General features: G+C 71.7%; 26 protein-coding genes. 7 read left to right on the top strand and 19 right to left on the bottom strand.

Annotation, left to right across the window (positions count from 1 at the left end; all coding sequences use genetic code 11):
* The 3 genes from ABD120_RS09650 to ABD120_RS09640 form a co-directional block, all read right to left on the bottom strand.
* Positions 1–246, bottom strand: a 246-nt coding sequence (locus ABD120_RS09650; protein ID WP_343949406.1) for a hypothetical protein, incomplete at its 3' end; no start/stop codon positions are given.
* A gap of 70 nt (positions 247–316) precedes the next feature.
* Positions 317–3,952 carry a laminin G domain-containing protein gene (locus ABD120_RS09645; protein ID WP_343949405.1) on the bottom strand — a complete coding sequence of 1,212 codons (3,636 nt, stop codon included), beginning with the start codon at positions 3,950–3,952 and terminating at the stop codon, positions 317–319.
* Between the two features lie 187 nt (positions 3,953–4,139).
* Positions 4,140–4,763: a class I SAM-dependent methyltransferase gene (locus ABD120_RS09640; RefSeq protein ID WP_343949671.1), complete on the bottom strand. Its 624-nt coding sequence runs from the start codon at positions 4,761–4,763 to the stop codon at positions 4,140–4,142.
* 84 nt (positions 4,764–4,847) lie between these two features.
* On the opposite strand from ABD120_RS09640, the gene ABD120_RS09635 reads away from it, so the two are divergent.
* From ABD120_RS09635 to ABD120_RS09625, 3 genes are read left to right on the top strand one after another with little or no spacing between them, the layout of a single operon-like run.
* Complete coding sequence (locus ABD120_RS09635; protein WP_343949404.1) at positions 4,848–5,297, top strand: pyridoxamine 5'-phosphate oxidase family protein; 450 nt, start codon at positions 4,848–4,850, stop codon at positions 5,295–5,297.
* Positions 5,294–5,485: a ferredoxin gene (locus ABD120_RS09630; RefSeq protein ID WP_343949403.1), complete on the top strand. Its 192-nt coding sequence runs from the start codon at positions 5,294–5,296 to the stop codon at positions 5,483–5,485. Before ABD120_RS09635 ends, ABD120_RS09630 begins: the two co-directional genes overlap by 4 nt.
* Before the next feature lie 16 nt (positions 5,486–5,501).
* Positions 5,502–6,587 carry a Zn-dependent alcohol dehydrogenase gene (locus ABD120_RS09625; RefSeq protein WP_343949402.1) on the top strand — a complete coding sequence of 362 codons (1,086 nt, stop codon included), beginning with the start codon at positions 5,502–5,504 and terminating at the stop codon, positions 6,585–6,587.
* Between the two features lie 4 nt (positions 6,588–6,591).
* On the opposite strand, the gene ABD120_RS09620 is transcribed toward ABD120_RS09625, so the two are convergent.
* The 7 genes from ABD120_RS09620 to ABD120_RS09590 form a co-directional block, all read right to left on the bottom strand.
* Positions 6,592–7,596, bottom strand: a complete 1,005-nt coding sequence (locus ABD120_RS09620) for a sugar phosphate isomerase/epimerase family protein (RefSeq protein ID WP_343949401.1) — start codon at positions 7,594–7,596, stop codon at positions 6,592–6,594.
* The gene (locus tag ABD120_RS09615; protein WP_343949400.1) at positions 7,593–8,660 is read right to left on the bottom strand and encodes a Gfo/Idh/MocA family protein; all 1,068 of its coding nucleotides are present in this window, start codon (positions 8,658–8,660) and stop codon (positions 7,593–7,595) included. Before ABD120_RS09615 ends, ABD120_RS09620 begins: the two co-directional genes overlap by 4 nt.
* A 71-nt stretch (positions 8,661–8,731) precedes the next feature.
* Complete coding sequence (locus tag ABD120_RS09610; protein WP_343949399.1) at positions 8,732–9,559, bottom strand: sugar phosphate isomerase/epimerase family protein; 828 nt, start codon at positions 9,557–9,559, stop codon at positions 8,732–8,734.
* The gene (locus ABD120_RS09605; RefSeq protein WP_343949398.1) at positions 9,556–10,755 is read right to left on the bottom strand and encodes an ABC transporter substrate-binding protein; all 1,200 of its coding nucleotides are present in this window, start codon (positions 10,753–10,755) and stop codon (positions 9,556–9,558) included. The genes ABD120_RS09610 and ABD120_RS09605 overlap by 4 nt, the downstream gene beginning before the upstream one ends.
* Positions 10,742–11,668: an ABC transporter permease gene (locus tag ABD120_RS09600; protein ID WP_343949670.1), complete on the bottom strand. Its 927-nt coding sequence runs from the start codon at positions 11,666–11,668 to the stop codon at positions 10,742–10,744. The genes ABD120_RS09605 and ABD120_RS09600 overlap by 14 nt, the downstream gene beginning before the upstream one ends.
* 5 nt (positions 11,669–11,673) lie before the next feature.
* Positions 11,674–12,678 (bottom strand): ABC transporter permease, encoded by a 1,005-nt coding sequence (locus tag ABD120_RS09595; RefSeq protein ID WP_343949397.1) that lies wholly within the window; start codon positions 12,676–12,678, stop codon positions 11,674–11,676.
* Positions 12,675–14,111: a sugar ABC transporter ATP-binding protein gene (locus ABD120_RS09590; protein WP_343949669.1), complete on the bottom strand. Its 1,437-nt coding sequence runs from the start codon at positions 14,109–14,111 to the stop codon at positions 12,675–12,677. Before ABD120_RS09590 ends, ABD120_RS09595 begins: the two co-directional genes overlap by 4 nt.
* Before the next feature lie 143 nt (positions 14,112–14,254).
* Between ABD120_RS09590 and ABD120_RS09585 the strand changes: the two genes are divergently transcribed.
* Positions 14,255–15,388, top strand: coding sequence for an ROK family protein (locus ABD120_RS09585; protein WP_343949396.1), 1,134 nt, complete (start codon positions 14,255–14,257; stop codon positions 15,386–15,388).
* Between the two features lie 118 nt (positions 15,389–15,506).
* Positions 15,507–16,940: an alpha/beta hydrolase gene (locus ABD120_RS09580; protein WP_343949395.1), complete on the top strand. Its 1,434-nt coding sequence runs from the start codon at positions 15,507–15,509 to the stop codon at positions 16,938–16,940.
* A gap of 61 nt (positions 16,941–17,001) precedes the next feature.
* On the opposite strand, the gene ABD120_RS09575 is transcribed toward ABD120_RS09580, so the two are convergent.
* Positions 17,002–17,874 carry an SDR family oxidoreductase gene (locus tag ABD120_RS09575; protein ID WP_343949394.1) on the bottom strand — a complete coding sequence of 291 codons (873 nt, stop codon included), beginning with the start codon at positions 17,872–17,874 and terminating at the stop codon, positions 17,002–17,004.
* 115 nt (positions 17,875–17,989) lie between these two features.
* On the opposite strand from ABD120_RS09575, the gene ABD120_RS09570 reads away from it, so the two are divergent.
* Positions 17,990–18,112 carry a hypothetical protein gene (locus tag ABD120_RS09570; RefSeq protein WP_343949393.1) on the top strand — a complete coding sequence of 41 codons (123 nt, stop codon included), beginning with the start codon at positions 17,990–17,992 and terminating at the stop codon, positions 18,110–18,112.
* A 215-nt stretch (positions 18,113–18,327) separates the two neighbouring features.
* On the opposite strand, the gene ABD120_RS09565 is transcribed toward ABD120_RS09570, so the two are convergent.
* The 8 genes from ABD120_RS09565 to ABD120_RS09530 form a co-directional block, all read right to left on the bottom strand.
* A complete protein-coding gene (locus ABD120_RS09565; RefSeq protein WP_343949392.1) occupies positions 18,328–18,861 on the bottom strand; it encodes an NADPH-dependent FMN reductase in 534 nt (177 codons plus the stop codon).
* Positions 18,858–20,147 (bottom strand): LLM class flavin-dependent oxidoreductase, encoded by a 1,290-nt coding sequence (locus ABD120_RS09560; RefSeq protein WP_343949391.1) that lies wholly within the window; start codon positions 20,145–20,147, stop codon positions 18,858–18,860. The genes ABD120_RS09565 and ABD120_RS09560 overlap by 4 nt, the downstream gene beginning before the upstream one ends.
* Positions 20,144–20,812, bottom strand: a complete 669-nt coding sequence (locus tag ABD120_RS09555) for an ABC transporter permease (RefSeq protein ID WP_343949390.1) — start codon at positions 20,810–20,812, stop codon at positions 20,144–20,146. The genes ABD120_RS09560 and ABD120_RS09555 overlap by 4 nt, the downstream gene beginning before the upstream one ends.
* A 379-nt stretch (positions 20,813–21,191) precedes the next feature.
* Positions 21,192–21,956, bottom strand: a complete 765-nt coding sequence (locus tag ABD120_RS09550; protein ID WP_343949389.1) for an ABC transporter ATP-binding protein — start codon at positions 21,954–21,956, stop codon at positions 21,192–21,194.
* Positions 21,953–22,942 carry an ABC transporter substrate-binding protein gene (locus tag ABD120_RS09545; RefSeq protein WP_343949388.1) on the bottom strand — a complete coding sequence of 330 codons (990 nt, stop codon included), beginning with the start codon at positions 22,940–22,942 and terminating at the stop codon, positions 21,953–21,955. The genes ABD120_RS09550 and ABD120_RS09545 overlap by 4 nt, the downstream gene beginning before the upstream one ends.
* A 173-nt stretch (positions 22,943–23,115) precedes the next feature.
* Positions 23,116–24,180 carry an MBL fold metallo-hydrolase gene (locus ABD120_RS09540; RefSeq protein ID WP_343949387.1) on the bottom strand — a complete coding sequence of 355 codons (1,065 nt, stop codon included), beginning with the start codon at positions 24,178–24,180 and terminating at the stop codon, positions 23,116–23,118.
* 10 nt (positions 24,181–24,190) lie between these two features.
* Entirely contained in the window at positions 24,191–25,468 is a 1,278-nt protein-coding gene (locus ABD120_RS09535; protein ID WP_343949386.1) for an MFS transporter, read from the bottom strand.
* Complete coding sequence (locus ABD120_RS09530; protein ID WP_343949385.1) at positions 25,465–26,016, bottom strand: helix-turn-helix domain-containing protein; 552 nt, start codon at positions 26,014–26,016, stop codon at positions 25,465–25,467. The genes ABD120_RS09535 and ABD120_RS09530 overlap by 4 nt, the downstream gene beginning before the upstream one ends.
* Before the next feature lie 72 nt (positions 26,017–26,088).
* Between ABD120_RS09530 and ABD120_RS09525 the strand changes: the two genes are divergently transcribed.
* On the top strand, positions 26,089–26,733 hold the full coding sequence (locus tag ABD120_RS09525; RefSeq protein ID WP_343949384.1) for a B3/B4 domain-containing protein: 645 nt from the start codon (positions 26,089–26,091) through the stop codon (positions 26,731–26,733).
* The last annotated feature ends 95 nt before the right edge of the window (positions 26,734–26,828 follow it).

The following is a 26,828-nucleotide window of genomic DNA, read 5'->3' as shown; positions in this document are numbered from 1 at the left end:
CTCGGCGGCGGCCCGCTCGGCCGAGGCGACGTTGCCCGCCTTCGAGGCGGCGACGCGCTCTCGTGCCGCCTTCGCCCCGGCCGCGTCCATGGCCTTGACCTTGCTCGTGCGTTGCTTCTGCACCGGGGGCGCGCCCGGTGGGCTCTCGGCCGCCGCAGCGGGCGGATCGAGGGCCACTCCGAGGGATAACGACACCATCACCGCTGTGACGGCCGCCAGGGCAGCACGTAAACCGGGCCCACGCATGGCCCATCCTCCTCAACAGGGAACCAGAGAAAGCGCGCGGCGCGGGGGCCTCGCGGCCCCCGCGCCGGTGTCAGTCGCCGATGACGGCGCCGAGCTGCTGGGTGTCGGCCATGGCGCCCGCCCAGACCCGCAGATCGGTGATCTTCGTGTTCAGGAAGTGGCCCCACGCCGTCGCGCTGAAGCCCTTGCCCGCCGTGAAGTCGCCGGAGCCGGGCTGCGCGGTGTAGGCCATGGCCAGGTCGTTCTGCTCGTGGCCGACGTACAGCCGCACGACGGGGCCGCCCGTGGCCTGCGCGTCGTAGACGCCGGTCAGCCGGACCGGGCTGCCCAGGCTGGCCGCCGCCTCCGAACTGACCCAGGTCTTCGTGCCGTCCTTGCCGACCCGGCCGAAGCGCCAGAAGCCGATCGGGACGGTGATCTCGTTGCCGTTGTCGTCGAGCTGGGTCTGCTTGCCGGTCAGCTCGAACCACAGGCCCCACGCCGAGCCGTCGGCCGTACGCTGGCCGGCGACCTGGCCGACCGTGCCCGTCTGCAGGGTCAGCAGCCTGGCCGGGTCGAGCTCGGCCTTCGTGGTCACGGTGAACGAGCCGGTGTCGTCCACGACCGAGCCCGCCGTGATGGCCGCGTCGTCCACGCCGTCCAGGGTGAGGCTCTCGCCGTCGAGGGCGGCGCCGTTCTCCAGGGCCAGCGTTCTGCCGTAGCCGGACACCGCGTCGGGCACCTGGGTGCCGGTGACGCCCGACGGATCCCAGTTCGCCACCAGTTCCACGCTCGGCTGGCCGCCCGGGGACTCGACGCGGGCCTCGGTCGCGACCTCGTCGGAGGTGAGGGCCCGCTGCCAGGCGGCGACCTCGTCGATCGAGCCGGGGAAGTAGTACTGGGCGACGCCCGCCCACTTGTAGCGGCCGACGGTGAACGGACCGGGCGCCGACCAGTTGCCCGGCGCGGTGGCGGTGCCCTGCGGCAGGCCGTTGAGGTAGAAGGCGACCTTCTGCGTCGCCGGGTCGTAGGTGCCCGCGACGTGCGTCCAGGCGTTCAGCTGGGCGACGCCGTTCTTGGCGCAGACGCCGAAGTAAGCCTTGCCGTCGTTCTCGTCCTTCTCCTTCACGCCGAAGCAGTAGGACAGGCGGTTCTTGTCGTACCAGAGGCTGAAGGGGGTGTAGCCACCCGCGCCGTCCTGCGACATCACGACGCCGACCGCGTCCTTGCGGTCCAGCCGCACCCAGGCCGCGACCGTGTAGGCCGAGCGGGTCTCCAGCACCGGCGCGGACGTGGCCGCGTAGCCGCCGGTGCCGTTCATGCTGAGGCCCTTGTCGGTCCTGGGAGCGGGCAGCGGGGCACCGGCGGCGTCGTGGGTGATCTCGCCTCTGCGGCCCCGGTTGTCCCGTACGGCCCCGCCCGCGAGCGCGAGGTCGCGGCGGCCCGAGCCGGTGTCCAGCGCGGCGCCGGTGTCCTCGTCGAACTGCCACCTGCCCACGGGGCCCGCCCCGGCCGCTACCAAGAGGTCGAAGACGGTGGTGGCGCCGTACCTGCCGACGTTGTCCTTCGCCCGGACGTACAGGCTGAGGGTGCCGGAGGCCGGTGGGCTGATGGCGATACCGGCCGTCGCGCCCGCGAGGTCCGGCGACCACGTCGGGCTGGTGGACACCCGGTACTGGTAGGCGACGTTGGTGTCGCCGTCCGCCGGGGCGAAGGAGAAGGCGGCGTTCTGGCCCGGCCCGCCCGCCGCCACGCAGCTCGCCGGCGTGCACTGCTGGTACGGGGCGCCGACCGTGACCGTCGGCGCCTTCGGCGCGGTCGGGTCCACCTTGAAGTAGCAGTAGCCGGTCGTCGAGCCGTTCGACGGCCCGGGGAGTTGCGCGCCGTAGTTGTTGTAGTACGAGCGGGTCCAGGCCCGGTAGCGGTAGAGGATCCCTTCGGCGAGGGCCGGGGTGCTCGCCGACACCTTGACGTTGTCGCCCACGTGGCCGCTGGTCGGCCGTTCCAGGGTGGTGAAGGCGTCGGCCCAGGTGCCGTCGGGGTTCTTCTTGTCCACGTCCAGCGCCGCGCGCAACATCGCCCCCGGCTCGCCCCCGGAGGCGGTCTGCGGGGTGGCGGTCAGGTCGGGCGTGGGGTCGGAGACGACGGCGGGAGCGGCCTCCTTGGTCTCGCAGACGGTGCCGGTGCCGGTGACCAGGCCGACCCCGGTCGGCAGCGCCGGAAGCCCGACATAGTCGACAGCGAGGACGGCGTCGTTCCTGAACCGCTTCCAGGCTGCGGTGTCGGTCTCGTCGTTGGCCCGCAGTTGCAGGGTGAGCTTGGAGAACTTGCCGGCCGCGAAGTCCTTCACGGTCGGGGTCAGGTTCTCGTTGGGCTCGGCCGGGTTGTCGTTGAAGTCGATCGGCGCGGTGGGCTCGTTCGGCGCGCACAGGGAGCCCCGGCCTGCGGACACGTGCCTGTCGACCATCCAGTCGAGTTCCTTGGGGCGTCCCGACCAGGTGGTGGCGGAGGTGAAGTTGTTGGTGCGGACCAGGTCGACCCAGCGGGGGTCGCACTGGAAGGCCCACGGCTCGGTGACGCGGAAGGTGGCGTCGAGCACCTGCTTGCCCTTGAGGCTGGCGGGCGAGAACTGGAAGTACAGCCGCTGGACGTAGCCGGGGCCGCAGTAGTAGCCGTTCCAGGTGCCGCACTTCCCGACGCCTTCGCCCATGTTGTTGCTGCCGTTGCCCCAGTTGTACGACTTGTAGCCGTCGGAGCGCAGCAGGGTCCGGTCGGTCTCGCCCCAGGTGACGGTGGGGTCGATGTAGACGGGGTAGGCCGAGGGGTCCTTCTGCCGGAGGAGCGCGGTGTCCGGGGTGAGGGTGAGCTTGTCGCCGCCCACGTCGATGGGCAGTTCGGCGTGCCCGGCGCCGGGGGCGGGCCCGTCGGCGGCGTCGGGCGTCTCAGCGGCGGCTGTGTCGGGCCGGGTCTTCGCGATCCGCTGGGCGGGGTCCTCTCCGGCGGCCGTGGTGCCGGTGGAGTCCCACATCGCGGCCGGAGGCGAGGTGAAGACGGGGGTGGCGTTGCCGTCGGTGGCGGACATACCGCCGTCCTCGGTCTTCTGCACCTTCAGGCCGGACGCGGCGAAGGAGTACTCGATCTTCTTCAGTGCGGGGTTGGCCGCCGCTTCCGGCGTCTTCACGACGAGGACCTGGCGGAACCCCTCTGTCGTGGCCGTCATCCGCAGGTCGACGCCGGGGAAGACCTCGGGGTAGGTGGCGTTCGGGCCGTCCAGCGCGGGTGCCGGTAGGGGTCCGGGCCAGCCCAGGGTGAGCGTGCGGCCGTCGCGGGTCATCGTGACCAGGCGGGTGCCGTCACCGCCTCCGGAGAAGGCGAGGTCCACGGCCGAGGCGGCCGGTCCGACACCGCCGTCGCTCCTGCGTTCGAGCGTGGCGTCGGGAGTGGCCCAGGCGCCGTCCGGTCCCTTGACCCGGATGGGGACGGTCGTCTGCTCCAGGCGGAACGACCTGCCGTCGGGGTTGGCGTAGGTGGTGCTGAACTCGGTCCGGGCCTCGGTCACCTCTACCGGTGCCCCGGACTGGGCGGCGCGGCGCGAAGCCTGCTGCCATTCACGCGTGGTGCCGGATTCGTTCCGGCTCCGCTCCGCCGCCGTCGCGGCCTGGGGTGTCACCGTGCTCACCAGTGCACCCGCCACCACTGCGGCGGTCAGCGCGCGCCGACTCCGCAATCCGGGGAACCGTAACATACATAATCTCCCGCGCTAAAATCCACAAGATCAGCCACATTAAACGTTTACCGTGACGACCAAGTCAATGATCGATTTCAGCGTGCGAAACCCGTAAAATGATATTGCGCGAAAAGTCAGATAATCCGACAGCTCTCCTGACGTTCCCCCTTGCAGCGCGGACCTGCGATCATGCCCGGGTGCGCTCCAGCACCCGCAGCGAGCCCGTTACCGACACCAGGCCGAAGTCCCCGGACTCCAGCGCCCGCAGGTACACCCGGTACGGCGCCTGCCCGCCGTCGGCGGGGTCGGGGTGGACGTCGTGGAAGACCAGCGCCCCGCCCACGACGATGTGCGGCGCCCAGCCCTCGTAGTCCTCGGTGACCGGCTCCTCGGAGTGCCCGCCGTCGATGAAGAGCATCGACAGCGGCGTGTTCCACAGCGCCGCGACCCTGTCCGAGCGCCCGACGACCGCGATCACCTCCTCCTCCAGCCCGGCGGCGGCGATGGTGGCGCGGAAGGTGGGCAGCGAGTCCATCTTGCCGAAGCGCGGATCGACCAGCGTCGGGTCGTGGTGGGCCCAGCCGGGCTGGATCTCCTCTGAGCCCCGGTGGTGGTCCACGGTGACCACCACCGTGCCCACCCGACGGGCGGCCGCGCCCAGGTAGATCGCCGACTTCCCGCAATAGGTGCCGATCTCGCAGATCGGGCCGAGTGCGCCGTACGTGCACGCGGCCTCGTAGAGGGCGAGCCCCTCCTCGCGGGGCATGAAGCCCTTGGCGTGCTCTGCGGCGTAGCGCAGTTGCTGCGGCATCGTCATGACGCAGCACCCTAATGGAACCGAATAACATTCCATTCCCCTCTTGTCCGACTTTCTGGAACCTGTTCTACTAGGCAGGTGAATCAGCGCGCCCGCGCGGAGATGCCGGAGGACGACATCACCGCCCTCGTCGAGGGATCCCGCAAACTCCAGCTCGCGACCATCAACCCCGACGGCACCCCCCACCTGGTGACCATGTTCTACGCCCTCGACGCGGGCCGGATCGCGTTCTGGACATACGGGAAGTCGCAGAAGGCGCGCAACCTCGAACGCGACCCCCGGGTCAGCTGCCTGATCGAGACGGGCGAGGAGTACGCGGAACTGCGCGGCGTCCTCCTGTACGGCACCGCCACCCAGGTGCCCCGCGACCGGGTACTCGACATCGGCATGGGGGTGGTCCGCCGGATGAGCCCCGGCTTCGACGACGAGACCCTGCGCCCCTACGTGGAGCAGACCGGCCGCAAACGGCTCGCCTACGTGGTCGAACGCGGCAAAGTGGTCTCATGGGATCACCGGAGGCTCACATGAAGGTCAAGGTCGACGAACTGGTCTGCGAGGCCAACGCCGTGTGCGTGGGACTCGCACCCGAGGTCTTCGACGTGGACGAGGAGGACCAGCTGCACATCCTCCTCCCGGAAGTGCCGCAGGAGATGGCCGATCGGGTGCGCCACGCTGTGCGCTCCTGCCCGAAAGCCGCCCTCTCCCTAGAGGAGTAACAGGAGGAACCCCCCTATGCGCGCCGCCATACTGCACGCCGTCGGCGACGACAAGCTGGAGATCCGCGACGACGTCACCCTCGCCCCGCTCGGCCCGACCGACGTCCGGGTGCGGATCAGGGCGACCGGTGTCTGCCACTCCGACCTGTCGGCCATGACCGGCGTGCTCCCTCAGCCGGTGCCGCTCGTCCTCGGCCACGAGGGTGCGGGCGAGGTCGCCGAGGTGGGCGAGCACGTCACCTCGCTCCGGCCGGGCGACCACGTGATCGTCAACTGGCGTCCCTCGTGCCAGGAGTGCGGCCTGTGCCTGGGCGGCCAGCCGTACCTGTGCATGAAGTACGTCATCGAGGGCTTCACGAAGGGCAACTTCCGCTTCGACGGCGGCACCACGGCCTACGGGATGGCGGGCTGCGGCACCTGGGCGGAGGAGGCCGTGCTCCCCGTCCAGGGAGCGATCAAGATCGACCCCGAGGTGCCGTGGGAGGCCGCCGCGCTCATCGGCTGCGGCATCACCACCGGCGTCGGCGCGGCCCTCAACACCGCGCGGGTACGGCCCGGCTCCACCGTCGCCGTGATCGGCTGCGGCGGCGTCGGCCTGTCGGTGATCCAGGGCGCCCGCGTCTCCGGCGCCCGGACCATCCTCGCCGTCGATCCCCTCCCCGCCAAGCGCGAGCTGGCGCTCCGGGTCGGCGCCACCCACGCCGTCGCCCCCGACGACGTGCTCGGCGCGCTCGCGGAACTGACCGGCGGCAACGGCTTCGACTACGGCTTCGAGGTCGTGGGCAAGTCCGCGACGATCACCTCCACCTGGCAGCTCACCCGCGCGGGCGGCACCGTGATCGTGGTCGGCGCCGGAGCCATGGACGACATGGTGCAGATCTCCGCCTTCAGCCTGCTGTTCGAAGGCAAGAAACTCCTGTCCAGCCTGTACGGCGAAGCCGACGTCCGCCACGACTTCCCGCACTTCGCGGCCCTGTACCGGGCGGGCAAACTCGACCTCGACGCGCTCATCAGCGCGCGGATCCGGCTCGCCGACCTCAACGACGCCGTGGCGGCGCTGCGCGGCGGCGAGGTCCTGCGCCAGATCGTCGTCATGGACTGACGGTTCACCGGGTGGAGAAGGCGGCGTCGAAGGCCGCGCCGGGCGGGGTGATCGAGTTGAGCGTCCGGATGAAGCCGAGCGCCTCGCGGGCGCCGTCGAGCCGGTCCATCCCGGCGTCCTCCCACTCGATCGAGATCGGCCCGGCGTACCCGATCGAGTTCAGCGCCCGGAAGCAGTCCTCCCACGGCACGTCGCCGCGCCCGGTGGAGACGAAGTCCCAGCCGCGCCGCAGGTCGGCCCAGGGCAGGTGGGACGACAGTCGCCCCCGCCGCCCGTCGCCGACCCGCATCCTGGTGTCCTTGCAGTCCACGTGGTAGATCCGGTCGGCGAAGTCGAGGATGAAGTTCACCGGGTCGATGTCCTGCCAGATCATGTGGGAGGGGTCCCAGTTGAGGCCGAAGGCGGGGCGGTGGCCGACCGCCGCCAGCGCGCGCTGGGTGGTGACGTGGTCGTAGGCGATCTCCGACGGGTGCACCTCGTGCGCGAAACGCACCCCGACCTCGTCGAACACGTCGAGGATCGGGTTCCAGCGGTCGGCGAAGTCCTGGTAGCCGGCCGCCACCATCGCGGCGGTCACCGGCGGGAACATCGCGACCGTGTGCCAGATGGCGGAGCCGGTGAAGCCGACGACGGTGTCCACGCCGAGCAGGGCGGCGGCGCGGGCGGTGTTCTTCATGTCCTCGGCGGCGGCCCGCCGTACGGTCTCCGGCGAGCCGTCGCCCCAGATCCGGGCGGGCAGGATCGCCCGGTGCCGCTCGTCGATGAGGTGGTCGCAGACGGCCTGCCCGACGAGGTGGTTGGAGATCGCCCACACCTTGAGGCCGTGCCGGTCGAGCTGTTCGAGCTTGCGAGGGACGTAGCCGGGGTCGGTGACGGCCGCCTCGACGTCGAAGTGGTCGCCGGAGCAGGCGATCTCGACCCCGTCGTACCCCCAACCGGCGGCGAGCCCGCACACCTCCTCGAAGGGCAGGTCGGCCCACTGGCCGGTGAAGAGGGTCACTGGTCTCATCGGGTGATCTCCTTGTAGGCGCCGTCGCTCTGCTCGACCGCCTCCAGCACCCGCTGCACGCGCAGCCCGTCGGCGAACGAGGGCGACGGGTCGGTGCCGGTGGCGATCGCTTCGAGGAAGTCCCTGATCTGGTTGGTGAAGGTGTGCTCGTACCCGAGCCCGTGCCCCGGCGGCCACCAGGCCCCCGCGTACGGATGGTCCGGCTCGGTCACGAGGATCCGGGTGAAGCCGCCGCCGCCCTTCGACACCCACAGCTCGTTCATCGCCTCGAAGTCGAAGTAGAGGCTGCCCAGGGCGCCGTTCACCTCGACGCGCAGCGCGTTCTTGCGCCCGCTGGCGAACCTGGTGGCCTCGAAGGAGGCCATGGCGCCCCCTGACATCCGCCCGATGAACAGGGCCGCGTCGTCCACGGTGACCCGGCCGCCCGGCCGGTCCTTGACGAACGTCTCGGTGAGCCCGGTGACGCCGACCAGGTCCTGGCCGGTGATGTGCTGGGCGGTGTCGATGATGTGCGCGCCGATGTCGCCGAGCGCGCCGGAGCCCGCCAGGTCCTTCCGCAACCGCCACACCAGCGGGAAGTCCGGGTCGACGACCCAGTCCTGCAGGTACTGGGCCCGGACGTGCCTGATGGCGCCGAGTTCGCCGGCCGCCACCAGCCGCCGGGCCAGCGCCACGGCGGGCACCCGGCGGTAGTTGAAGGCCACCATGCTCTTGCCCGCCGCCGACGCCGCCGCCTCGGCCATCCGGGCGGCCTCCTCGACGGTGTTGGCGAGCGGTTTCTCGCACAGCACGTGCTTTCCGGCGGCGAGGGCCGCGACGGCGATCTCGGCGTGGCTGTCGCCCGGTGTGCAGATGTCCACGATCTGCACGTCGTCGCGGGCCAGGAGGTCGCGCCAGTCGGTCGTGTGCCCGGCCCAGCCCATGCGCGCCGCCGCCGCCCGGGTCGCCTCGGGCGATCGGCCGCAGATCACCCGCATGGCGGGGGCGACCGGCAGGTCGAAGAAGGCCGTCACGTTGCGCCAGGCCTGGGAGTGCGCGCGTCCCATGAACGCATAGCCCACCATTCCGACGCCTAGGGTCCTGTCAGTCAATGCCTGCCCCGATCACGATGGGTAAACGCCTGAGCGTGAACGGCTCAGAGCGTGCGGAGAAAGGCGAGCCCGTCCCTGGCCAGGGCGTCCTGGCTCGGGGCCAGCGGCCGCCAGACGGCGGCCGCGGCGGCGATGGCCCGGTTGTGGGCGGTGAAGGACTCGATCACCAGCGGGCCCGTGTAGCCCGCCGCGCCGAGCGCCAGGACGAAACCGGGCCAGTCGAAGCGGTCCTGCCCCGGCGTGCCCCGATCGGTGCCGCACACCTGCACGTGCGCGACCCGCTCCCCCGCCAGCCGTACGGCCCGCGCCGGGTCCTTCTCCTCGATGTTCAGGTGGTAGGTGTCCAGGGCCAGCCCGCACTCGGCGGGCAGCGCGTCGAGCGCCTGCTCCACGGTGTTGAGCACGCTGGTCTCGTACCGGTTGAGCGGCTCCACCGCCAGGCGGACCCCGCGTTCGCCCGCGTGGTGCAGCACCGGCAGCAGGTTCTCCCTCAGCTCGGCGTAGACCTTCTCGCGTTCGCCCGCCTCCATCCGCCAGGTACGGCCCACCGACGCGTAGGCGGGCCCGGCGATCACCGGTGAGCCGACCGCCGCCGCCACGTCCACGCAGTGGCGCAGGTAGTCCTGGGTGCCCGCGACCGCGTCCGAGGCGACCAGTTCCCTGCCCGGCGGCATCACCAGCACGACGCTCGCCCGGAGCCCGTGCTCGGCCAGCACGTCCGCCGCCCGGTGCGGATCCCAGTCGCCGGGCCGCTCGACGGGCAGTTCGACGACGTCGAATCCCCAGCCGGCGATACGCGGCGCCAGCCGGGCGAGGTCCGCGTCCGTCAGGGGCGAGACCCACACCCAGGTGTTGACGCCGATCGGGGTCACTTCCTGCCGCCCCACGTCTCGGGGAAGCCCGGCAGGTCCTCGCAGCCGCACAGCGCGTAGTGCAGCGGCGGCATGTTCGGCTGGAGGTAGGTGTCGAGGGTCTCGGCGGTGATCTTCGGCTGCGGCAGCTTCCAGGTCTTGGGCACCTGCTCGCCCCTGAGGACGCGCAGCGCCGCGATCACCGGGGTGCGCCACTGGTAGGTCGGGTAGGTGGGGGCGACGGCGGTCAGGTTGTGCTGCTTCCACTTCTGCAGGAAGTCCTGCTGGTCCTCCCCGACGACGGCGGGCACCGGCACGCCCGCGTCCTCGAAGGCTTCGATCGCGGCCACGGCGGTCGCCCCGGCGTCCATCCAGATGCCGTCGAGTTTGCCGTGCCTGGCCAGGTAGTCGCCGACGATGCTCTTGGTCTTGGCGGCGTCTCCGTCGGTGAACTCGACCCCGACGACGTCCAGCCGGCTCTTGTCGAAGGCCGCCTTCGCCGCCGACCAGCGGGTCTCCAGGACGTCCACGCCGGGCAGGATGCGCAGCGCCAGCACCTTGCCCCCGGCGGGCACCTTCTCGATCAGGAACTCGGCGCCGTCGGCGCCGAAGGCGTACCCGCCGATGGGGTTGACGAAGGTGACCGGGCAGTCGGTCTCGACGCCCCGGTCGAAGACGATCACCGGGACCTTCTCGCAGGCCGCCTTGACGGCGGGGGTGAGGGTGGCGGTGGTGTTCGGGGAGACGATGAGCGCGTCGCAGCCCTTGCCGGTCAGCTCGGCGATGTCGGAGATCTGCTTGTCGTCCTTGCCCTCGGCGTCGAGCGCGGTGAACTTCGTGATCTCCTTGTGGGTGGCGACCTCGGCCTGCATGCTCTTCCAGCCGACCTGCCGCCACGGGTTGTCGACGGCGGCGTTGGAGAAGCACAGGTGCACCTCGCCGGACTTCTTGTACTTCGTGGTGTCGGTCAGCTGCGGGTCGATGGCCTGCTCCCACGGCTTGCCCTCGGGCCCGGTCGGCGTCTTGGCCCGCATGGCGAGTTGCGCGTCGTGCTCGGCCTGGACGAAGAACTTCGACTGCGCGCCGGTGCCGTTCGACGTGCTCGCGGCGGAGGGGCTCGGGGCGGAGGCGTTCGGAGCGGTGATGGGCTTGTCGCTGGTGCAGCCCGACACGAGCGCTGCGGCCGCGAGGAGGACGAGGGGCTTATGACGCTGCATGGGCGTCTCCTTTCCTGGGGGATCCGAGCAGGGCGGGCAGCCGTACGGCACCGGCCGCGACCGCGGCGACGATGATCAGGCCCTGGACGGTGTACTCCAGCGCGCCGGCGATCCCGTACAGGTTGAGCAGGGTGAACAGCGCCTCCAGCGTGAGGGCGCCGCCCATCGCGGCGACGACCGAGCCCCTGCCGCCGCCGAGCACCACCCCGCCGAGCACCACGGCGGTGATGGCGGAGAACTCCAGCCCCTGCCCGACCTGGGCGGAGACCCCGGCGAAGCCGCCGAGCAGGATCCCGGCGACGGCGGCGGCCACGCCGGACAACGCGAAGGCCAGGACCTTGGTCCGTCCGACGCGGACCCCGGACAGTTCGGCCGCCTTCGCGTTGTCGCCGGTGGCGAGCAGCGTCTTGCCGAAGGTGGCCCGCGCCAGCAGGATCGCGGCGGCGGCCACGGCCGCCAGCACGAGCACGGCCCAGAGCGTGTCCCTGCCGAGGATCCGGAAGCCCGCCGACAGGGAGCCGCGCGGCGCCCCGCCCGTCCACAGGAACACCGCGCCGGACAGCACGAGCATCATGCCGAGCGTGGTGATGAACGAGGGCACCCTGAGCACCGTGGTGATCAGCCCGTTGGCCAGGCCGACCAGCAGTCCGAGCGCGACGAGCAGGGCGAGCACCGGCCAGGTGGCCGCCTCGTCGCCGTCGATCAGCCGGGCGGCGACCACCACCACGGCCGTGACCAGGGAGCCCACCGACAGGTCGAACTCGCCGGAGGCGATCACGAAGTACTGCCCGGCGGCGAGGATCACCAGCGGCGCCGCCCGCTTGACGAAGCCCAGGAACCCGGCCGGCTCCAGGAACAGCGGGTTGGCCACGGCGACGGCCACGAGCAGCAGGGCCAGGACGACGAAGATCATGCGCTTCACGGGCGGCGCCTCCTGGCGTAGATCGCCACGGCGGCCACGATGACGACGCCGCGTACCACGTCCTTGACGAAGGAGTCGAGTTCGAGCCGGTTGAACAGGGAGTCGAGGACGGCCAGCAGCAGCACGCCGCCGACCGTGCCCGCGACGCCGCCTCTGCCGCCCGCCAGCGCGGTGCCGCCGAGGACGACGGCGGCGATCGACTCCAGGTCGTAGCCGCCGTCCGTGCCGACCGTCGGCGTCCCGGCGCCGAGCCTGGCGGCCAGCAGCAGCCCGGCGACACCCGCGCAGAGCGAGCAGATCACGTGGGCCGCGATCACGACCCGGTCGGTGCGCACGCCGGACAGCCGCGCGACCTCGACGTCGCCGCCGACGGCGTACACGCGGTAGCCGAGCCTGGTCCTGGCCAGCAGGAACCAGACGGCGCCCACGACCGCCGCCCACAGCAGCGCCGAGACCGGGACCGGGCCGATGCGGTCGTAGCCGAGATGCTGGAACGACTCGGGCACCCGGCCGGCGGGCCCGTCGTACAGGTGGTCGAGGACGCCCTTGATGAGCAGGCCGACGCCCAGGGTGGCGATGAAGGCGTGCACCTTGAGCTTGGTGACCACGACGCCGTTGGCGAGTCCGACGAGCGCGCTGACCGAGAGGGCGGCGCCGACGGCTGCGGGGACGCCCGCGCTCTGCATGATCTCGGCGGACACCAGCGAGACCAGGCTGATGAGGTAGGCGACGGACAGATCCAGCGAGCCCGCCAGGATGGCGAGGGTCTGCCCCACCGCGACGATGCCGAGGGCGGCGGAGCGCTGCTGGATGTCCACGACGCTCTGCAGGCTGAGGAAGTCGGTGCCGGTGAGCGCCACCCCTGCGGCGACGACGGCGGCCAGCGCCAGGAAGACGACCTTGGTGGGGCTGGGCCGAGGCCATCTCGGCCGGATCCGCCTTGGCCGGGTCTTTTCAGCAGGGACAGCGGCGGACGGGCGGGCGGTGTCGCGCCCGGTCATGCGGCCGCCTCTCCGGCCGCCAGGTGCATGACGGCCTCCTCGGAGGCGCCGGCGGGCAGGGTGCCCGCGACGCGGCCCTCGCGCAGCACGACGATCCGGTCGCTCATCCCGATCAGTTCGGGCAGCTCCGAGGAGATCATCAGGACGGCCATGCCGTCGCGGGCCAGTTCGCGGACGAGGTCGTGGATGGCGGCCTTGGCGCCCACGTCCACACCCCTGGTCGGCTCGTCGAAGATCAGCACGCGCGGGGCCATGGTGAGCCACTTGGCCAGCACGACCTTCTGCTGGTTGCCGCCCGACAGGTAGCCGACCTCGCGTTCGGGGTCGGGGGGTGCCAGCCGTACGCGCTGGAGCAGTTCTCTCACCCGGCCGGTACGGCGCCCGGCCGCGCGGGCGGCGAGCAGCGCGTTGTCCCCTGCCGACTGCCGCAGGGCGAGCCCTTCGGCCTTGCGGTCCTCGGTGACGAGCCCGATGCCCGCCGCGATCGCCTCGCGGACCGTGCGCGGCCGCAGCGGCGTCATCCGCCCGGTCGTGAACGGCTCGGCGCCGAACAGCGCCTTGGCCAGTTCGGTGCGGCCGGAGCCCTGCAGCCCCGCGACCCCGGTGATCTGCCCGGCGCGCAGGTCGAGGTCGATGCCGTGCAGGCGGTCGTTGCCGCCGCCGGTGACGCTGAGCAGGACCTCGCCGACGTCCTCCGGCCGCGCCCTCGGCGGGTAGTAGCCGTCGAGGGCACGCCCGACCATGAGGCCGACCAGGCGCGACCGGTCGACCTCGGCGATGGGCAGGGTGGCGACCTTGACGCCGTCCTTGAGGACGGTGACGCGCTGGGCCAGGTCGAAGACCTCGCGCAGGCGGTGGGAGATGTACAGGACGGCGATGCCGCGCTCCTGGAGGCGGCGGACGAGCGTGTAGAGGAGTTCGACCTCGTGCTCGGCGAGGGAGGCGGTGGGCTCGTCCATGACGACGATGCGGGCCTCGACCGACAGCGCCTTGACGATCTCGACGACCTGCTGCTGGGCGACGCTCAGGCGGCCGACCCGGTCGCGGGGGCCGAAGGAGGTCTCGCCGAGTTCGCCGAGTAATCGGGCGGTCTCGCTCTCCATGGCGGCGCGGTCGACGAGGCCGCGCCGTACGGGCTCGCGGCCGAGGAAGACGTTCTCCGCCACGTCGCGCTCGGGCAGCAGGTTGAACTCCTGATAGATGATCGCGACTCCGGCGCGCTGGGCGTCCAAGGGGTGGCGGAAGGCGACGGCGGTGCCGCCGATCTCGATGCCGCCCTCGTCGGGGGCGTGCACTCCGGCGAGGATCTTCATGAGCGTGGACTTGCCCGCGCCGTTCTCTCCGACGACGGCGTGCACCTCTCCCGCCCCGGCGTCCAGGTCGACTCCCGACAGCACGCGCACGCCGAGGAAGCTTTTGCCGATGCCTCTCATGCTGAGCACGCGAACCTCCAAGGGGGGAGATATAGCGATTGGCGGCATAACTCAGGCTTGATAGGGATGTTAAAGACGACTTATGACGATGGTCAAGCAAAAGTCATGACATAATCGTGATATCCGACTAGAAGGAGCCGAGAGTGGCCCAAGAGGCGCCCGGAGCGGGAGCGCTCCTGTCGATACTCAGAGACGGGCAGGCCCGCACGAAGGCCGAGCTGGTGCAGCTCACCGGCCTAGCCAGATCCACCGTCTCCCAGCGCCTCGACGCGCTGCTGAGCGAACGCTGGGTGGTCCCCGCCTCCGGCGCCATCGCCTCCGGCGGCCGGCCGGCGACCGCGTTCTCCTTCAACCGCGCCGCCCGCGTGGTGCTCACCGCCGACCTCGGGGCCACGCACGACCGGCTGGCCGTCACCGACCTCGGCACCGCCGTACTGGCCGAGCACACCGCCGACGTGCCGATAGACCGGGGCCCGGAGGCGACGCTGAGCTGGCTGGCCGAGTCCTTCACGCGGCTGCTCGCGCGGACCGGCCACGACCTCGCCGACGTCTGCGGCGTCGGCGTCGGTCTGCCAGGACCGGTCGAGCACGCGTCGGGACGGCCCGTCAACCCGCCGATCATGCCCGGCTGGGACGGTTTCCCCGTGCCCGAATGGCTCGGCGACCGGCTCGGCGCCCCCGTACTGGTCGACAACGACGTGAACATCATGGCGCTCGGCGAGCACTGGATCGCCCACCCGCAGACCGACCACCTGGTCTACGTCAAGATCGGCACCGGCATCGGCTGCGGCATCATCTCCGACCGCCGTCTCCACCGGGGCGCGCAGGGCGCGGCGGGCGACATCGGCCACATCAGGGTCCCCAGCGGAGAGGACGCCGCCTGCCGCTGCGGCAACACCGGCTGCCTGGAGGCCGTCGCGGGCGGCGCCGCCCTGGCCGCCCGCCTCGACGGCGCCGAGAGCAGCCGTGACGTGGTCGATCTGGTCCGCTCGGGCAACACCGAGGCCACGCGGCTGGTCAGGCAGGCGGGCCGGGAGATCGGCACCGTCCTCGCCTCCATCGTCAACTTCTTCAACCCGGCCACGGTGGTCATCGGCGGCGACATCGCGGAGGCGGGCGAGCACGTGCTGGCGGGGGTCCGCGAGGTCGTCTACAGCCGTTCGCTCCCGCTGGCCACCCAGCACCTGCGCATCCAGGGCAGCGAACTCGGCGACCGCGCCGGCGTCATCGGCGCGGCCGTGATGGTGGTCGAACACGCCCTCTCCCGGGTGGACTGACCCCCGCAGAGCAACGCGTCGCCCGGGTGGACTGTCACCCCGGCAGGGCACCCGCTTTCCCCGGTGGACTGTCACCCCCGGCCGCTAGGGTGGACGCTCCCCCACACCTGGAGCGACCATGCGAGTGATCCTCCTGTTATGCCTGGCCGGGCTGTGCCTGGTCGGAGTACGACCCGAACCCGACCTGTCCTGGCAGGGACAACGGGTGCGGTGGCAGGACTGTGAAGCGGGGCTGCAGTGCGCCACGATCCGCGCGCCCCTCGATCCGGCCGCGCTCGGCGGGCAGATGGTCGAACTCGCGCTCGCCAGGCTCCCCGTCACCGAGCCGGCCCGCCGGATCGGCTCCCTGGTGCTCAACTTCGGCGGCCCCGGCTTCTCCGGCCTCGAACAGCTCCCGCACATGCGCGAGAGCCTGGCGGTCCTGCGCAAGAGCTACGACATCGTCGCCTACGACCCGCGCGGCGTGGGCCGCAGCACCGGCCTGCGGTGCGCGAACCCGATGCGGCTGCACACCGTGGACCAGACACCCGAGACCCCGCAGGAACGGCAGCGGCTGAGCGCCACCTTGGCGGACTTCGCCGCCGGGTGCGCGGAAGGGCCGGGCGGGATGGCGCCGTACCTGGGCGGTGTGGAGCACGCCCACGACCTCGACGTGATCAGGGCGGCGCTCGGCGAGCCCCGGCTGAGCTACCTGGGCTGGTCGTACGGCGGGCACCTCGGCGCCGTCTACAGCTCGCTCTTCCCCGGGCAGGTGGGGCGGATGGTGCTCGACTCCCCTGCGGCGATGGGCGCCGAGACCTACGGTTTCGACGGGGTGCGCTTCAGCATCGGCGGCATGCACCAGTCCTTCACCGCCTTCGCCGACGCCTGTGTGAAGGAGCGCTCGTGTCCGCTCGGCAAGGTGCATCTCGACCCAGACACCGAACTCGACAACCTGGTCGCACCGCTGGACACCGTCCCGCTGAAGGTCCCGGGCGGACGTCTCGACGACAGCCTGGCCCTCGCCGGCGTGGCCCAGCTCCTCGAAACCGGCGACTGGGCGGAACTGCGAACGGCGATCCGGGCGCTGATGAAGGGCGACGGCCGGCCGCTCCACGCCGCCGGCGTCGCCTGGACGGGCTCGAAGGAGTACGCGCCCGCCGCCGCCACCTTCTGCACCGACAACCCGGCCAGAGTGTCGACCGCCCAGATCGTGAACGACCTGGCCGCCGCGGGCGAGCACTCGTTCCTGTTCGGCGACCTGGTGCTGTGGACGGCCAGGAGGTGCCACGGCTGGCCCGAGCGGGAATCCTGGAAACCGTCCGAGCCGCTTGCGCCGACGGCGCCGGTGCTGGTCGTGGGCACGACCGACGACCCGGTCACGTCGTACGAGGAGGCCGAGCACGTCGCCTACCGGGCCATGGCCGACGCGATTCTGCTGAAGGTGCAAGGCGACGACCACACCGCCTACGGGACCAACGAGTGCGCGACCAAGGCGATCGACACCTACCTGATCCGCGCCCTCATGCCGGTGGACCCCTGCGTGTGGGAGCCCGAGCCGGGGTCCGAGTAGGAACCGAGCAGGGTCACAACATCGCCTGGGACTCCGTCGCGGCCAGGGGCCACTAGAGGAGTCACAACATCGCCTGCATGGACTCCGTCGCGGTCAGGAGGTACGGCTGTTCTGCCATGACCGCCGCCCAGTTGGCGGCGACGTCCTCCGGGGTGAGGTCGTCCGAGCGCCACCCGGGCCCCTCGGCGACGAAGACGCGCGCCACCCGCCCGCCGCCGACGCTGAACACCTCGCCGCTGACCTCGCACGAGTCGTGCACCAGGTAGGCGACCAGCGCGCTGACCCGCTCCGCCGTGAACCTGGACTCGAACTCGGCGGGCAGCAGCGACGAGGTCATGCGCGTCCAGGCGACCGGCGCGATGGCGTTGGCCTTGACGCCGTTGCGGGCGCCCTCGATGCCGAGCGTCTTGGTGAGGCCGACCAGGCCCATCTTGGCGGTGGAGTAGTTGGCCTGGCCGAAGTTGCCGAACAGCCCGGCGGGCGAGGAGGTGTTGACCACCCGTCCGTACCCCGCCTCCTTCATGTACGGGTAGGCCGCCCTGCTGACCAGGTAGGAGCCGCGCACGTGCACGGCGAGAACCGCGTCGAACTCCTCGACGGTCATCTTGCCGAACGACCGGTCGCGCAGGATCCCGGCGTTGTTGACCACGATGTCGATCCGCCCGAACGCGTCCACCGCCGCCCTGACGACGGCCTCGGCGCCTTCGGGGGTGGAGACGTCGTCGGCGCCGGCGACGGCCTGGCCGCCCGTCTCCCGGATGAGCTCGGCCACCTCGGCGGCGGGCCCTGCGGAGGCGCCGGTGCCGTCGAGGGCGCCGCCGAGGTCGTTGACGACGACCTTCGCGCCGCGTTCGGCGAGCAGCAGCGCATGGGACCGGCCCAGGCCGTGCCCGGCACCCGTGACGATCGCGACCCTGTCATCGAACCGAAGCATCGAACCTCCACCTCGTCGAAAGAGAACAACATTCTAGTACGGTCCTCTTCCGCGCCCCAGGCCCATCATGGATGGTGCTGGAGTCCTGAGGTGCCACGCCTCCCGGAGGTCTCGAATGCCCGCGATCCGCGTGGCCCGATGGGCCACCGGCCTCCTCAGCCGCCATGCCGTGCGCGACGTCCTCACCGCGCCCGGCCACGGCCAGGGGCCACGCCCGGTCGGCCTGAGCCGCCGGTGAGAGGGGGTGAGCCCGACCGGCACCCCATCCGGTCGGGCGGTCACCGTCACGGCCCGCCATCAGGCCGTGCGCACTCCGGTGTTCCGAGCCGGAGTGCGCCGAGCGCCTGCCCTGCCGCCCCGTGCGGCGGCCCGGCGCGCTCGGTCTCCCCTCTGCGCGAGCGGTCCTCACGGCGGCCGCCGCCGCCCGGGACCTTCGCGCGAGCCGATGGTCCCTCAGCGCGAGTGGCCGAGGGCTCTCTCGTGGGCCGCGAGCTGGGCCGCGACCTGGGGCGCGATCTGGTCGGCCCAGCCGGACAGGGCGGCGTCGGCCGGCAGATCGGCCTCCACGACCGCGAGGCCCGGCGTCGGCACCCGGGCGCCGAGTTCGACGAGCAGCGGACGGAAGTGCGTCTCCACCGCCAGCGCGTGCCGGGCATCGCCCATGACGAGCACCGGCAGCGCCGCCACCCCCGCCAGCGCGCCGGACGGCAGCCGGTCGGCGAAGGACTTCAGCAGCCCCGTGTAGGTCGCCTTGTACGTCGGGCTGGCGAAGACCACCACCGACGCCCGCGACACGGCCTCCAGGGCGGCGGACAGATCTGGGCTGCCCGCCGGGTCCAGCAGCACGGGGGCCAGCACCGACAGGTCGACGACCTCCGGCGGGTCCTCGCGGCCCAGCCGCTCGGCGACGGCGAGGGTGGCGGCCAGGGCCACGCCGTACGTCCGCGACCCCCTGCGCGGGTTGCCCACGACGGTGACGATGCTCACGAGTGCGCCTCCACGAGAGAGAGTCCGTAGCGTTCGCGCAGCGTGCGGCCGTCGTACTCCGACCGGAACAGCCCGCGCTCCCGCAGTTCCGGTACGACGAGGTCCACGAAGTCGGCCAGCCCGCCGGGCAGGTAGGGCGGCATGATGTTGAACCCGTCGGCCGCGCCGTTCTCGTACCATTCCTGCATCTGGTCGGCGATCTGCCCGGGTGTGCCGGCGACGACCCGGTGCCCGCGACCGCCCGCGAGCCGGTTGATGATCTCGCGGATGGTCAGCCCCTCCCTGACCGACAGGTCCCTGATGAGCCGCACCCGGCTCTGCTGGCCGTCGGTGTCGAGCGGCACCTCGGGCAGCGGCCCGTCGAGCGGGTGTCCGGTCAGGTCGAGGCCGAGGATCGTGGACAGCTGCCGCAGGCCGTACGCGGGGATGGTGAGCCCGTCGAGTTCCCTCTCCAGGCGCCGCGCGTCGCGCTCGGTGACGCCGATGATCGGCGAGATGCCGGGCAGGACCTTCAGCTCGTCCGGACGGCGCCCGTAGGCGGGCAGCCGCCGTTTGAGGTCGGCGTAGAACTCCTGCGCGTCCCCCAGCGTCTGCTGCGCGGTGAAGACGGCGTCGGCGAACCTGGCCGCGAACTCCTTTCCGTCCTCCGACGAGCCCGCCTGGACCAGCAGCGGGCGGCTCTGCGGCGAGCGCTGGATGTTCAGCGGCCCCTTCACCCTGAAGTGCTGGCCCGTGTGGTCGATCGGCGCGGCCGGGTCGGCGTAGCGCCCGCCCGCGCGGTCGTTGCGGACGGCGTCGGCCTTCCAGCTGTCCCACAGGGCCAGTGCGACCTCGACGAACTCCTCCGCCCGGTGGTAGCGCAGGCTGTGCGCGGGCCGTTCGAGGCCGAAGTTGCGGGCCTCCGCCTCCCCTGCCGAGGTGACGATGTTCCACCCGGCCCGCCCGCCGCTGATGTGGTCGAGGGAGGCGAACTTGCGGGCCACGTGGAAGGGCTCGTTGTACGTCGTGGACACGGTGGCGATCAGCCCGATGTGCTCGGTCACCGCCGCCAGGGCCGACAGCAGGGTGAGCGGTTCGAGGCCGCCGAGCGCGTTGTAGCGGACGTCGCCGGACAGGGCGAGGCCGTCGGCCAGGAAGAGCGAGTCGAGCCGGCCGCGTTCGGCGATCCTGGCCAGTTCCTCGTAGTGGCGGACGTCGGTGACGCGGGCGGAGTCGGTCAGCGGGTGCCGCCAGGCGGCCTCGTGGTGGCCCACGCCGAGGAGGAAGGCGTTGAGGTGCATGCTCATGTGGTCCTCCAGGTGGAGAAGCGCCGCTCCAGGCGGACGAGAAGCAGGTTGAAGCCGAGGCCGAGGACGGAGATCGTGATGATCCCGGCGTACATCTCCGGCACCCGGAAGTTGTACTGCGCCGCGTTGATCAGGTAGCCGAGCCCGGCCTTGGCGCCGACCATCTCGGCGGCGACCAGCACCAGGATCGAGGCGGCGCCCGCGAGCCGTACGCCGGTGAACACGGTGGGGACGGCCGCCGGCAGGATCACCTTCCTGAACAGCCGGTACGGCCGCAGCCCCATCGACCGGGCGGCCTTGACCAGCAGCGGGTCCACGCCCTTGACGCCCGCGACGGTGTTGAGCAGCAGCGGCCACGCGCACGCGTACAGGACGATGGAGATCTTCGAGGTCTCGCCGAGTCCGAGCACCAGCACGAAGACGGGCAGGAGCGCGAGCGCGGCGGTGTTCCTGAACAGTTCGAGCACCGGGGTGAGGAAGTCGGCGAGCGGCCGGTACCACCCGATGAGCAGGCCGAGCGGCACCGCGAGCGCCACGGCCAGCCCGAATCCGGCCAGTGACCGGGCGGCCGAGGCACCCGCGTGCTCGGCCAGTTCCCCGGTGCCGAGCAGGTCGAGCCAGGCGCCGAGGACGGTGGACAGCGGCGGCAGGAAGGTCGCGTCCACCACACCGGTCCTGGGAAGCGCCTCCCAGACCGCTGCGAGCAGAACGAGGGCGAGCCCGCCCCTCGGCACCCACCGCCGCCGCGAACCCCTCCTGCCGGCCCTGGAGCCCCCGGAGGACGCCACCGAGCCACCGCCCCTGGACGGTTTCCCGTCGCCCGCCGCTCCGCCGTAGAGGGTCGACCGACCGCCGACGCCCTGCCCCCCGACGACTGGTGGCGGATCGCCGTCACGGAGTGCGGGCCGCGTTCCCGCCGAGAGGGAACCGTCGGGGGGTGCCGGCCGGGCGGTGTCCGTTGGGAATGAGCTGCCGGGGGATGCGGGGCGGGTGGTGTCCGCTGAGAGGGAGCCGTCGAGGACGGTCACGGCAAGTCCGGAAATATCAGCCGATGGCCTGGGCAAGGGGGCTCGCCTCCTCCCGCAGCAACGACCAGATCCGGTGCCGGTACTCGCCGAAGCGCGGATCGGCCCGCAGGTCGCCGGAGCGCGTGTCGAAGTCCACGTCCACGACCTCACGGACCCGGCCGGGCGACGGCGTCATCACGGCCACCCGCTGCCCCAGGTAGACGGCCTCGTCGATGGCGTGGGTGATGAAGACGATCGTCTTGCCCGTCCGCTGCCAGATGTCGAGCAGTTCCTCCTGCAACGTCTCCCGCGTCTGGGCGTCGAGCGCGGCGAACGGCTCGTCCATCAGCAGCACCTCGGGGTCGCAGGCGAGACTGCGCGCGATGGCCACCCGCTGCCGCATTCCGCCCGACAACTCGTGGGGGAAGTGCGAGGCGAACCCGCCCAGCCCGACGAGTTCGAGGTGCCGCAGCGCGATCGAGGCCCGCTTGCGGCGCGGCACCCCCGTGGCCTCCAGGCCGAACTCCACGTTGGCGAGCGCGGTGTGCCACGGGAACAGCGCGTACTGCTGGAAGACGACCCCCCGGTCGAGCCCCGGGCCCTCGACCGGGCGGCCGTCAACCAGGATCTCGCCGCCGGTGGGCTTGACGAGACCGGTCAACAGGTCCAGCAGGGTGGACTTGCCGCAACCGCTCGGCCCGACCAGGGTGAGGAACTCCCCGGGCCGGACGTCGAGGTTGAAGCCGGACAGCGCGGTGAACGCGCCGAACTCCTTGGTCACCTCTCGGAACCGGATCTTCATCGGGTGCCTCCTGCGGCGAGCGGGTTGTAGGCGTTGGTGTAGACGTCAGTGGCTTCGACCCGGCCTGCGGGGATGTCGCCCTCGCGTTCGAGCCAGTCGATCCAGCGCTGGAACTCCCCTGCGGCGATGACCCCGCCGGGGGTGGCCACGCCGCTGCTCTTCCAGAAGCCGACGGTGGTGGCGTCCTCGTTCCTGCCGCGCGCCGCGACGATCTTCTCGAAGCGGGCGACGACCTCCGCACGCGGCCGGGTCTGCGTCCACTGGACGGCGCGGGCGACGCCCTCGACGAACTTCCGCGTCGTGCCGGGGTTGGCGGCGATGAACCGTTCGGTGAGCACGTACGTGCCCGCGCTGAAGGCGCCGAACAGGGCGACGTCGGTGAACAGCGGGCGCAGGCCGCCCCGTGCGAGGGCCTTGTCGCGCAGGACGCCGCCGAGCACGGCCACGTCGATGCGGCCCTGGCGCAGCGCCTGTTCGAGGCTGACCGGGGGCAGGGGCACGGCCTCGACGCGCTCGGCCTGCTCATCGGTCAGTCCGCCGCGCCTGAGGTACTCGCGCAGGACGGCCTCCGCGTGCGCGCCCAGCGTGTTCATGCCGACCTTCTTGCCGACCAGGTCGCGCGCCGACCTGACCGGGCTGCCGTCGAGCACGAAGTAGCCCTGGTTCGACCGCTCGTCGCTGCCGTAGTAGCTGACGACGGCCTTGATCGGGGCGTCTGCCGCCGCGAGCTTGACGACGGCGCCGTTGAAGGCGCCGCCGAAGTCGGTCTGGCCGGTGGCCGCGGCCTGGATGTCCTGGGGGCCGCTGGTGGTGTCGCCGATCCACTTGAGGCGGACGGGCGCGAGGTAGCCGAGGTCCTCGGCCAGTTCGGGGAAGGTGACGGTGCCGGTGCTGCCCTGGTAGCGGAGTTCCAGGGTCTCGGCGGAGCCCTGGGCGGTGCCGCAGGCCGTCAGTAGGAGTAAGAGGGGGACGAGGGTTCTGATCACGGTGTCTCCTCGGTCGAGGGAGCGATGGAGGGGAGGTCGTGATCAGCGACACTGTGCGGTGCAGACGCGGCAGTAGTCCACGTGCGCGCGCCGGGTCAACTCGGATCCCATGCCGTCAACGTAAGCACCCGCCCGCCAGCTAGTCAATATTTCCTACTTGAAATATAGGAAACTCAGATCGGCAGCCACAGGTCCCGGTCGCCCGCGACCCGGCGCACGCGCGCCCGGGCCTCCAGCCACACCAGGTGGGCCAGCGTCTCCCCGTTGGCCGCGCGGCGCATGAACGCCGGGATCGTCTCCCACGGCCGCGACCAGGTCAGCCGCGTCGCGATGTCCCAGCAGGTCACCCCGTCGCCCGCCGCCCGCACCACCGTCTCGATCTCCGTCAGCCGCTCCTCGTGGTGGGCCATCACGTGGTCCACCCGCTCGGCCAGTTCCAGGAACCGGTACTCGTGCGCCGGCAGCACCTCGTCCACGTCCCACTTGCGCACCGCCGCCAGCGAGTCGAGGTAGTCCGCCAGCGGGTTCGGTCCCGACTGCGGGTGCACCGCGACCATCGGGGTGATCTTCGCGAGCACGTGGTCGCCGGAGAACAACAGCCGCCGCGACGGCGAGACGAAGCACAGGTGGCCGGGCGAGTGCCCGGGCGTCCACAGCGCCCGCAGGTCCCAGCCGGGCAGGTCGAGTGGCTCGCCGTCCTCGATGAGCCGGTCCGGCTTGGCCATCGTGACCATATGCCTGATGATCATCGAGGCCCCGGCCAGCTCGTCGAGGGTCTGCTCGGGCACGCCCGCGCGTTCGAGCAGCCGCCGCTCCCTCTCGACCAGCGCGTCGATCGCACTCTCGTCGTACCTGTCGTGCAGCAGGCGCGCGTCGGCCTCGTGCAGGCCGATCCAGGCACCGGTCGCCTCCCGGACCCGCCCGGCCAGCCCGTAGTGGTCGGGGTGGATGTGCGTGACCAGCACGGCCTTGACGTCGGACGGCGCGAAGCCCGCGACCGCGAGGCCGTCGACCAGCGCCTGGTAGGCCTCGTCGGTGTTCCAGCCCGCGTCGATCAGCACCACGCCGTCCGGCACTTCGAGCGCGTACACCAGCACGTACCTGAGGGGGTTGACGGGGATCGGCACCGGTATCGACCACAGTCCCGGACGGACCCGCTCGACCTCGGGCAGTTCGACCCGGCTCTGCCAGGCCGCGCGCTGCCGCTCGCTGGCGGGGGTCACGACAAACTTAGCCATCCACCCATTCTTACAGAACCTTGTTCTGTGCCAGCGTGCCGTGGGGTCGCGTTTCCGGACGCCGGACCGGCAGCCGGACGAACAGCAGCGCCGACAGCAGCGTCAGCCCCGCCACCACCGTCCAGGGGACGGCCACGCCGTACGCGGTGGCCAGCGCGCCGGCCGCCATGTTGGCCAGCACGCCCCCGCCCTGCAGACTCAGCGAGGTGACCGAGGTGACCGTGGCCCGCTCCTGCGCGGTCACCTCGCCGTGGGTCAGCGCCTGGCCGAGCAGATCGACGGCGCCGAGCCCGGCGAACATCAGCACGTAGGCCGCCGCCGCGGCGGCGAGGCCGGCCGGGCCGTCCAAACCGGTGGTGGCGGCGAGCGCGTAGAGGGAGAGAGCGCCCGCCACCACCCCGGTGACCATGGCCCCTGCGTTCCCGCGCAGCAGTCGTGCCAGCGCGGGCGCCAGGGCCGAGCCCGCCGCGCTGCCCGCGAAGCCGAGCGCCGCGACCAGCGCGTAGGCGGTGGCGCCGAGCTCCGCCGTACCGGCCAGGTCGGCGAGCCGGAGCGGCGTCAGCAGTTCGATGGTGGTCAGCGCCATGCCGAAGACGACGGTGTAGAGCATGATCCGGCGCAGCAGCAGGCTCGCCGCGACCAGCCGTACCCCGGAGCGCACGGTTCTGGGGACCTCGCGCAGCACCTCGCCGAACGAGCGCGCCACGACGTGGGGCGGCTCGGGCAGCGCGGCCAGGACCACGCCGAGCAGGACGGCCGCCGCCAGCGCGGCCAGCAGCGGCGGCGCCGCCAGCGGCTCGATCAGGCTTTCCGGCACCGCCAGCGGGAGCACGCCCCCGGCCAGCACGCCCACGCAGAGCGCGACCGAGCCCATGGCCCCTCCCGCCGCGAGGCCGGGCCGCAGGTCGGCGTCCGGGCCGTCGAGGGCGTGGACGGTGTCGACGTACCATGCCTGCGCGGGCCCGCTGGACAGCGCCCGCGCGACCCCCTTCAGCGCACTGGCCAGCACGAACATCCACATGCTGGTGGAGAGGGCGACGAGCACCATCGCCACGACGGTCACGGCGGCCGAGGCGGCCAGCACGCGGCGGCGGCCGACGACGTCGGACAGCCCGCCGGTCGGCAGCTCCAGCGCGATGGTGACGACGGAGTAGACGGTCCAGACGACGCCGATCTCGGCGACGCTCAGCCCCCGCTCGGCCATGAGCAGGACCATGGGCGCCGTCGTCAGCCCGGCGGGCAGCCAGGTGAGGAAGCTGACGAGCGAGTACCTCGCACGGGGATTCATCTCTCGCGCGGCCAACCGGCGTAGAACAGGTTGACGGGCGCGGCCTCCGGGTCGTCCGCGCACCGCTCGGCGAGCTCCTCCATCAGGGCCTGGGTCCGCTCGAAGAACTCGCCGAGGGCGGCGGGGGTGAGCGTGAACAGGAAGTCGCTCATGCCGGCGACGGCGTCCCACGACTCGCCCCACTGCTGCGGGTCGTAGCCCTGCGCCGACCGCGCGAGCGCCTCCACCTGGCGGTCGCGCATGACGGCGCGGACCTCTCGGCCTTCCGGGGTGGCGCTCAACTGGACGTTGTCCCAGCTCGTGTAGAGATGCTTGGCCCGCCAGCGGCGCTCTCTGCCGTCGGGCGAGGGGTCCTCCTCGATGAAGCCGTGCTTGGCCAGCTCGCGCAGGTGGTAGCTGGTCGAGCCGGAGCTCTCGTCGACCTTGCGGCCGAGTTGGCTGGCCGTAGCCGGGCCTTCGGCACGCAGCAGGCCGAGCAGCCGCACCCGCAGCGGGTGCGCGACGATCCTCAGGACCTCGGGGTCGCTGATCCGGTATGCGTCTTCCATGCCGCCCACCATAGATCGCAAAACGAATTTTGCAAAGTGTTTTTTGCGATCTGTGGCGCATAGGCTGCTGCCATGATTGACGACATCCGCGTGGACCAGGCGATCTTCGAACTGCGGCCGGATTTCGCGGTGCTGTTGATGACGGCCCACGGGATCGAGAACGGCCCCACGGACGACCGCGCCCGCGCCTGGCTCGCCGACGCCTCGGCGCAGGCCGTACAGACCGAGAAGATCGACGCCTGGAAGGACGCCTACCGCGCCTTCGGCGCCAAGCCGCAGCGCACGCGCCCGAGCGTCGACGCGCTGACCCGCAGGCTCCCGCTGCCCGAGATCAACCAGGTGGTCGACGCCTACAACTCGATCAGCGTCAAGCACTGCCTGCCCATCGGCGGCGAGGACCTCGACGCCTATGTCGGGCCGGCCCGCCTGATCAGGGCCACCGGCGACGAGCCGTCCGAGGAGGTGCTCGGCGCGCCGGAGCCCGGCGAGGTGGCCTGGCGCGACGACACCGGCGTCACCTGCCGCATCTGGAACTGGCGCCAGGGCCGCCGCACCCGCCTCACCGAGGAGACCGTGAACGCCCTGTTCATCCTCGAACGGCTGGAGCCGATGACCCTGGAGGAGCTGAAGGTCGCCGGAGAGGAACTCGCGGACCTTCTGACCGAGCTCTCGCCGGGTGTCCGGATCGCGAGCAGAATCCTCTCCGGAGGGAACTAAACCTCTCGCCACTCGGTTGATACCAAACAGTAATATTGGCAACACCACCCGGATTGACCGGGGGGGCGTGACCTCTTTGGCCTGTCCTGAGAGGA

It is taken from the genome of Nonomuraea longicatena (assembly GCF_039525605.1).
GTDB lineage: Bacteria > Actinomycetota > Actinomycetes > Streptosporangiales > Streptosporangiaceae > Nonomuraea > Nonomuraea longicatena.
This window is presented reverse-complemented; position numbering and strand designations above follow the sequence as displayed.

Bases quoted from the DNA above. Each gene is read 5' to 3' on its own strand.
- ABD120_RS09615 (WP_343949400.1), bottom strand. From the start codon at position 8,660: ATGGTGGGCTATGCGTTCATGGGACGCGCGCACTCCCAGGCCTGGCGC.
- ABD120_RS09625 (WP_343949402.1), top strand. From the start codon at position 5,502: ATGCGCGCCGCCATACTGCACGCCGTCGGCGACGACAAGCTGGAGATC.
- ABD120_RS09630 (WP_343949403.1), top strand. From the start codon at position 5,294: ATGAAGGTCAAGGTCGACGAACTGGTCTGCGAGGCCAACGCCGTGTGC.
- ABD120_RS09530 (WP_343949385.1), bottom strand. From the start codon at position 26,016: ATGGAAGACGCATACCGGATCAGCGACCCCGAGGTCCTGAGGATCGTC.
- ABD120_RS09540 (WP_343949387.1), bottom strand. From the start codon at position 24,180: ATGGCTAAGTTTGTCGTGACCCCCGCCAGCGAGCGGCAGCGCGCGGCC.
- ABD120_RS09640 (WP_343949671.1), bottom strand. From the start codon at position 4,763: ATGCCGCAGCAACTGCGCTACGCCGCAGAGCACGCCAAGGGCTTCATG.
- ABD120_RS09600 (WP_343949670.1), bottom strand. From the start codon at position 11,668: ATGATCTTCGTCGTCCTGGCCCTGCTGCTCGTGGCCGTCGCCGTGGCC.
- ABD120_RS09570 (WP_343949393.1), top strand. From the start codon at position 17,990: ATGCCCGCGATCCGCGTGGCCCGATGGGCCACCGGCCTCCTCAGCCGC.
- ABD120_RS09605 (WP_343949398.1), bottom strand. From the start codon at position 10,755: ATGCAGCGTCATAAGCCCCTCGTCCTCCTCGCGGCCGCAGCGCTCGTG.
- ABD120_RS09550 (WP_343949389.1), bottom strand. From the start codon at position 21,956: ATGAAGATCCGGTTCCGAGAGGTGACCAAGGAGTTCGGCGCGTTCACC.
- ABD120_RS09590 (WP_343949669.1), bottom strand. From the start codon at position 14,111: ATGAGAGGCATCGGCAAAAGCTTCCTCGGCGTGCGCGTGCTGTCGGGA.
- ABD120_RS09575 (WP_343949394.1), bottom strand. From the start codon at position 17,874: ATGCTTCGGTTCGATGACAGGGTCGCGATCGTCACGGGTGCCGGGCAC.
- ABD120_RS09620 (WP_343949401.1), bottom strand. From the start codon at position 7,596: ATGAGACCAGTGACCCTCTTCACCGGCCAGTGGGCCGACCTGCCCTTC.
- ABD120_RS09535 (WP_343949386.1), bottom strand. From the start codon at position 25,468: ATGAATCCCCGTGCGAGGTACTCGCTCGTCAGCTTCCTCACCTGGCTG.
- ABD120_RS09560 (WP_343949391.1), bottom strand. From the start codon at position 20,147: ATGAGCATGCACCTCAACGCCTTCCTCCTCGGCGTGGGCCACCACGAG.
- ABD120_RS09595 (WP_343949397.1), bottom strand. From the start codon at position 12,678: ATGACCGGGCGCGACACCGCCCGCCCGTCCGCCGCTGTCCCTGCTGAA.
- ABD120_RS09580 (WP_343949395.1), top strand. From the start codon at position 15,507: ATGCGAGTGATCCTCCTGTTATGCCTGGCCGGGCTGTGCCTGGTCGGA.
- ABD120_RS09525 (WP_343949384.1), top strand. From the start codon at position 26,089: ATGATTGACGACATCCGCGTGGACCAGGCGATCTTCGAACTGCGGCCG.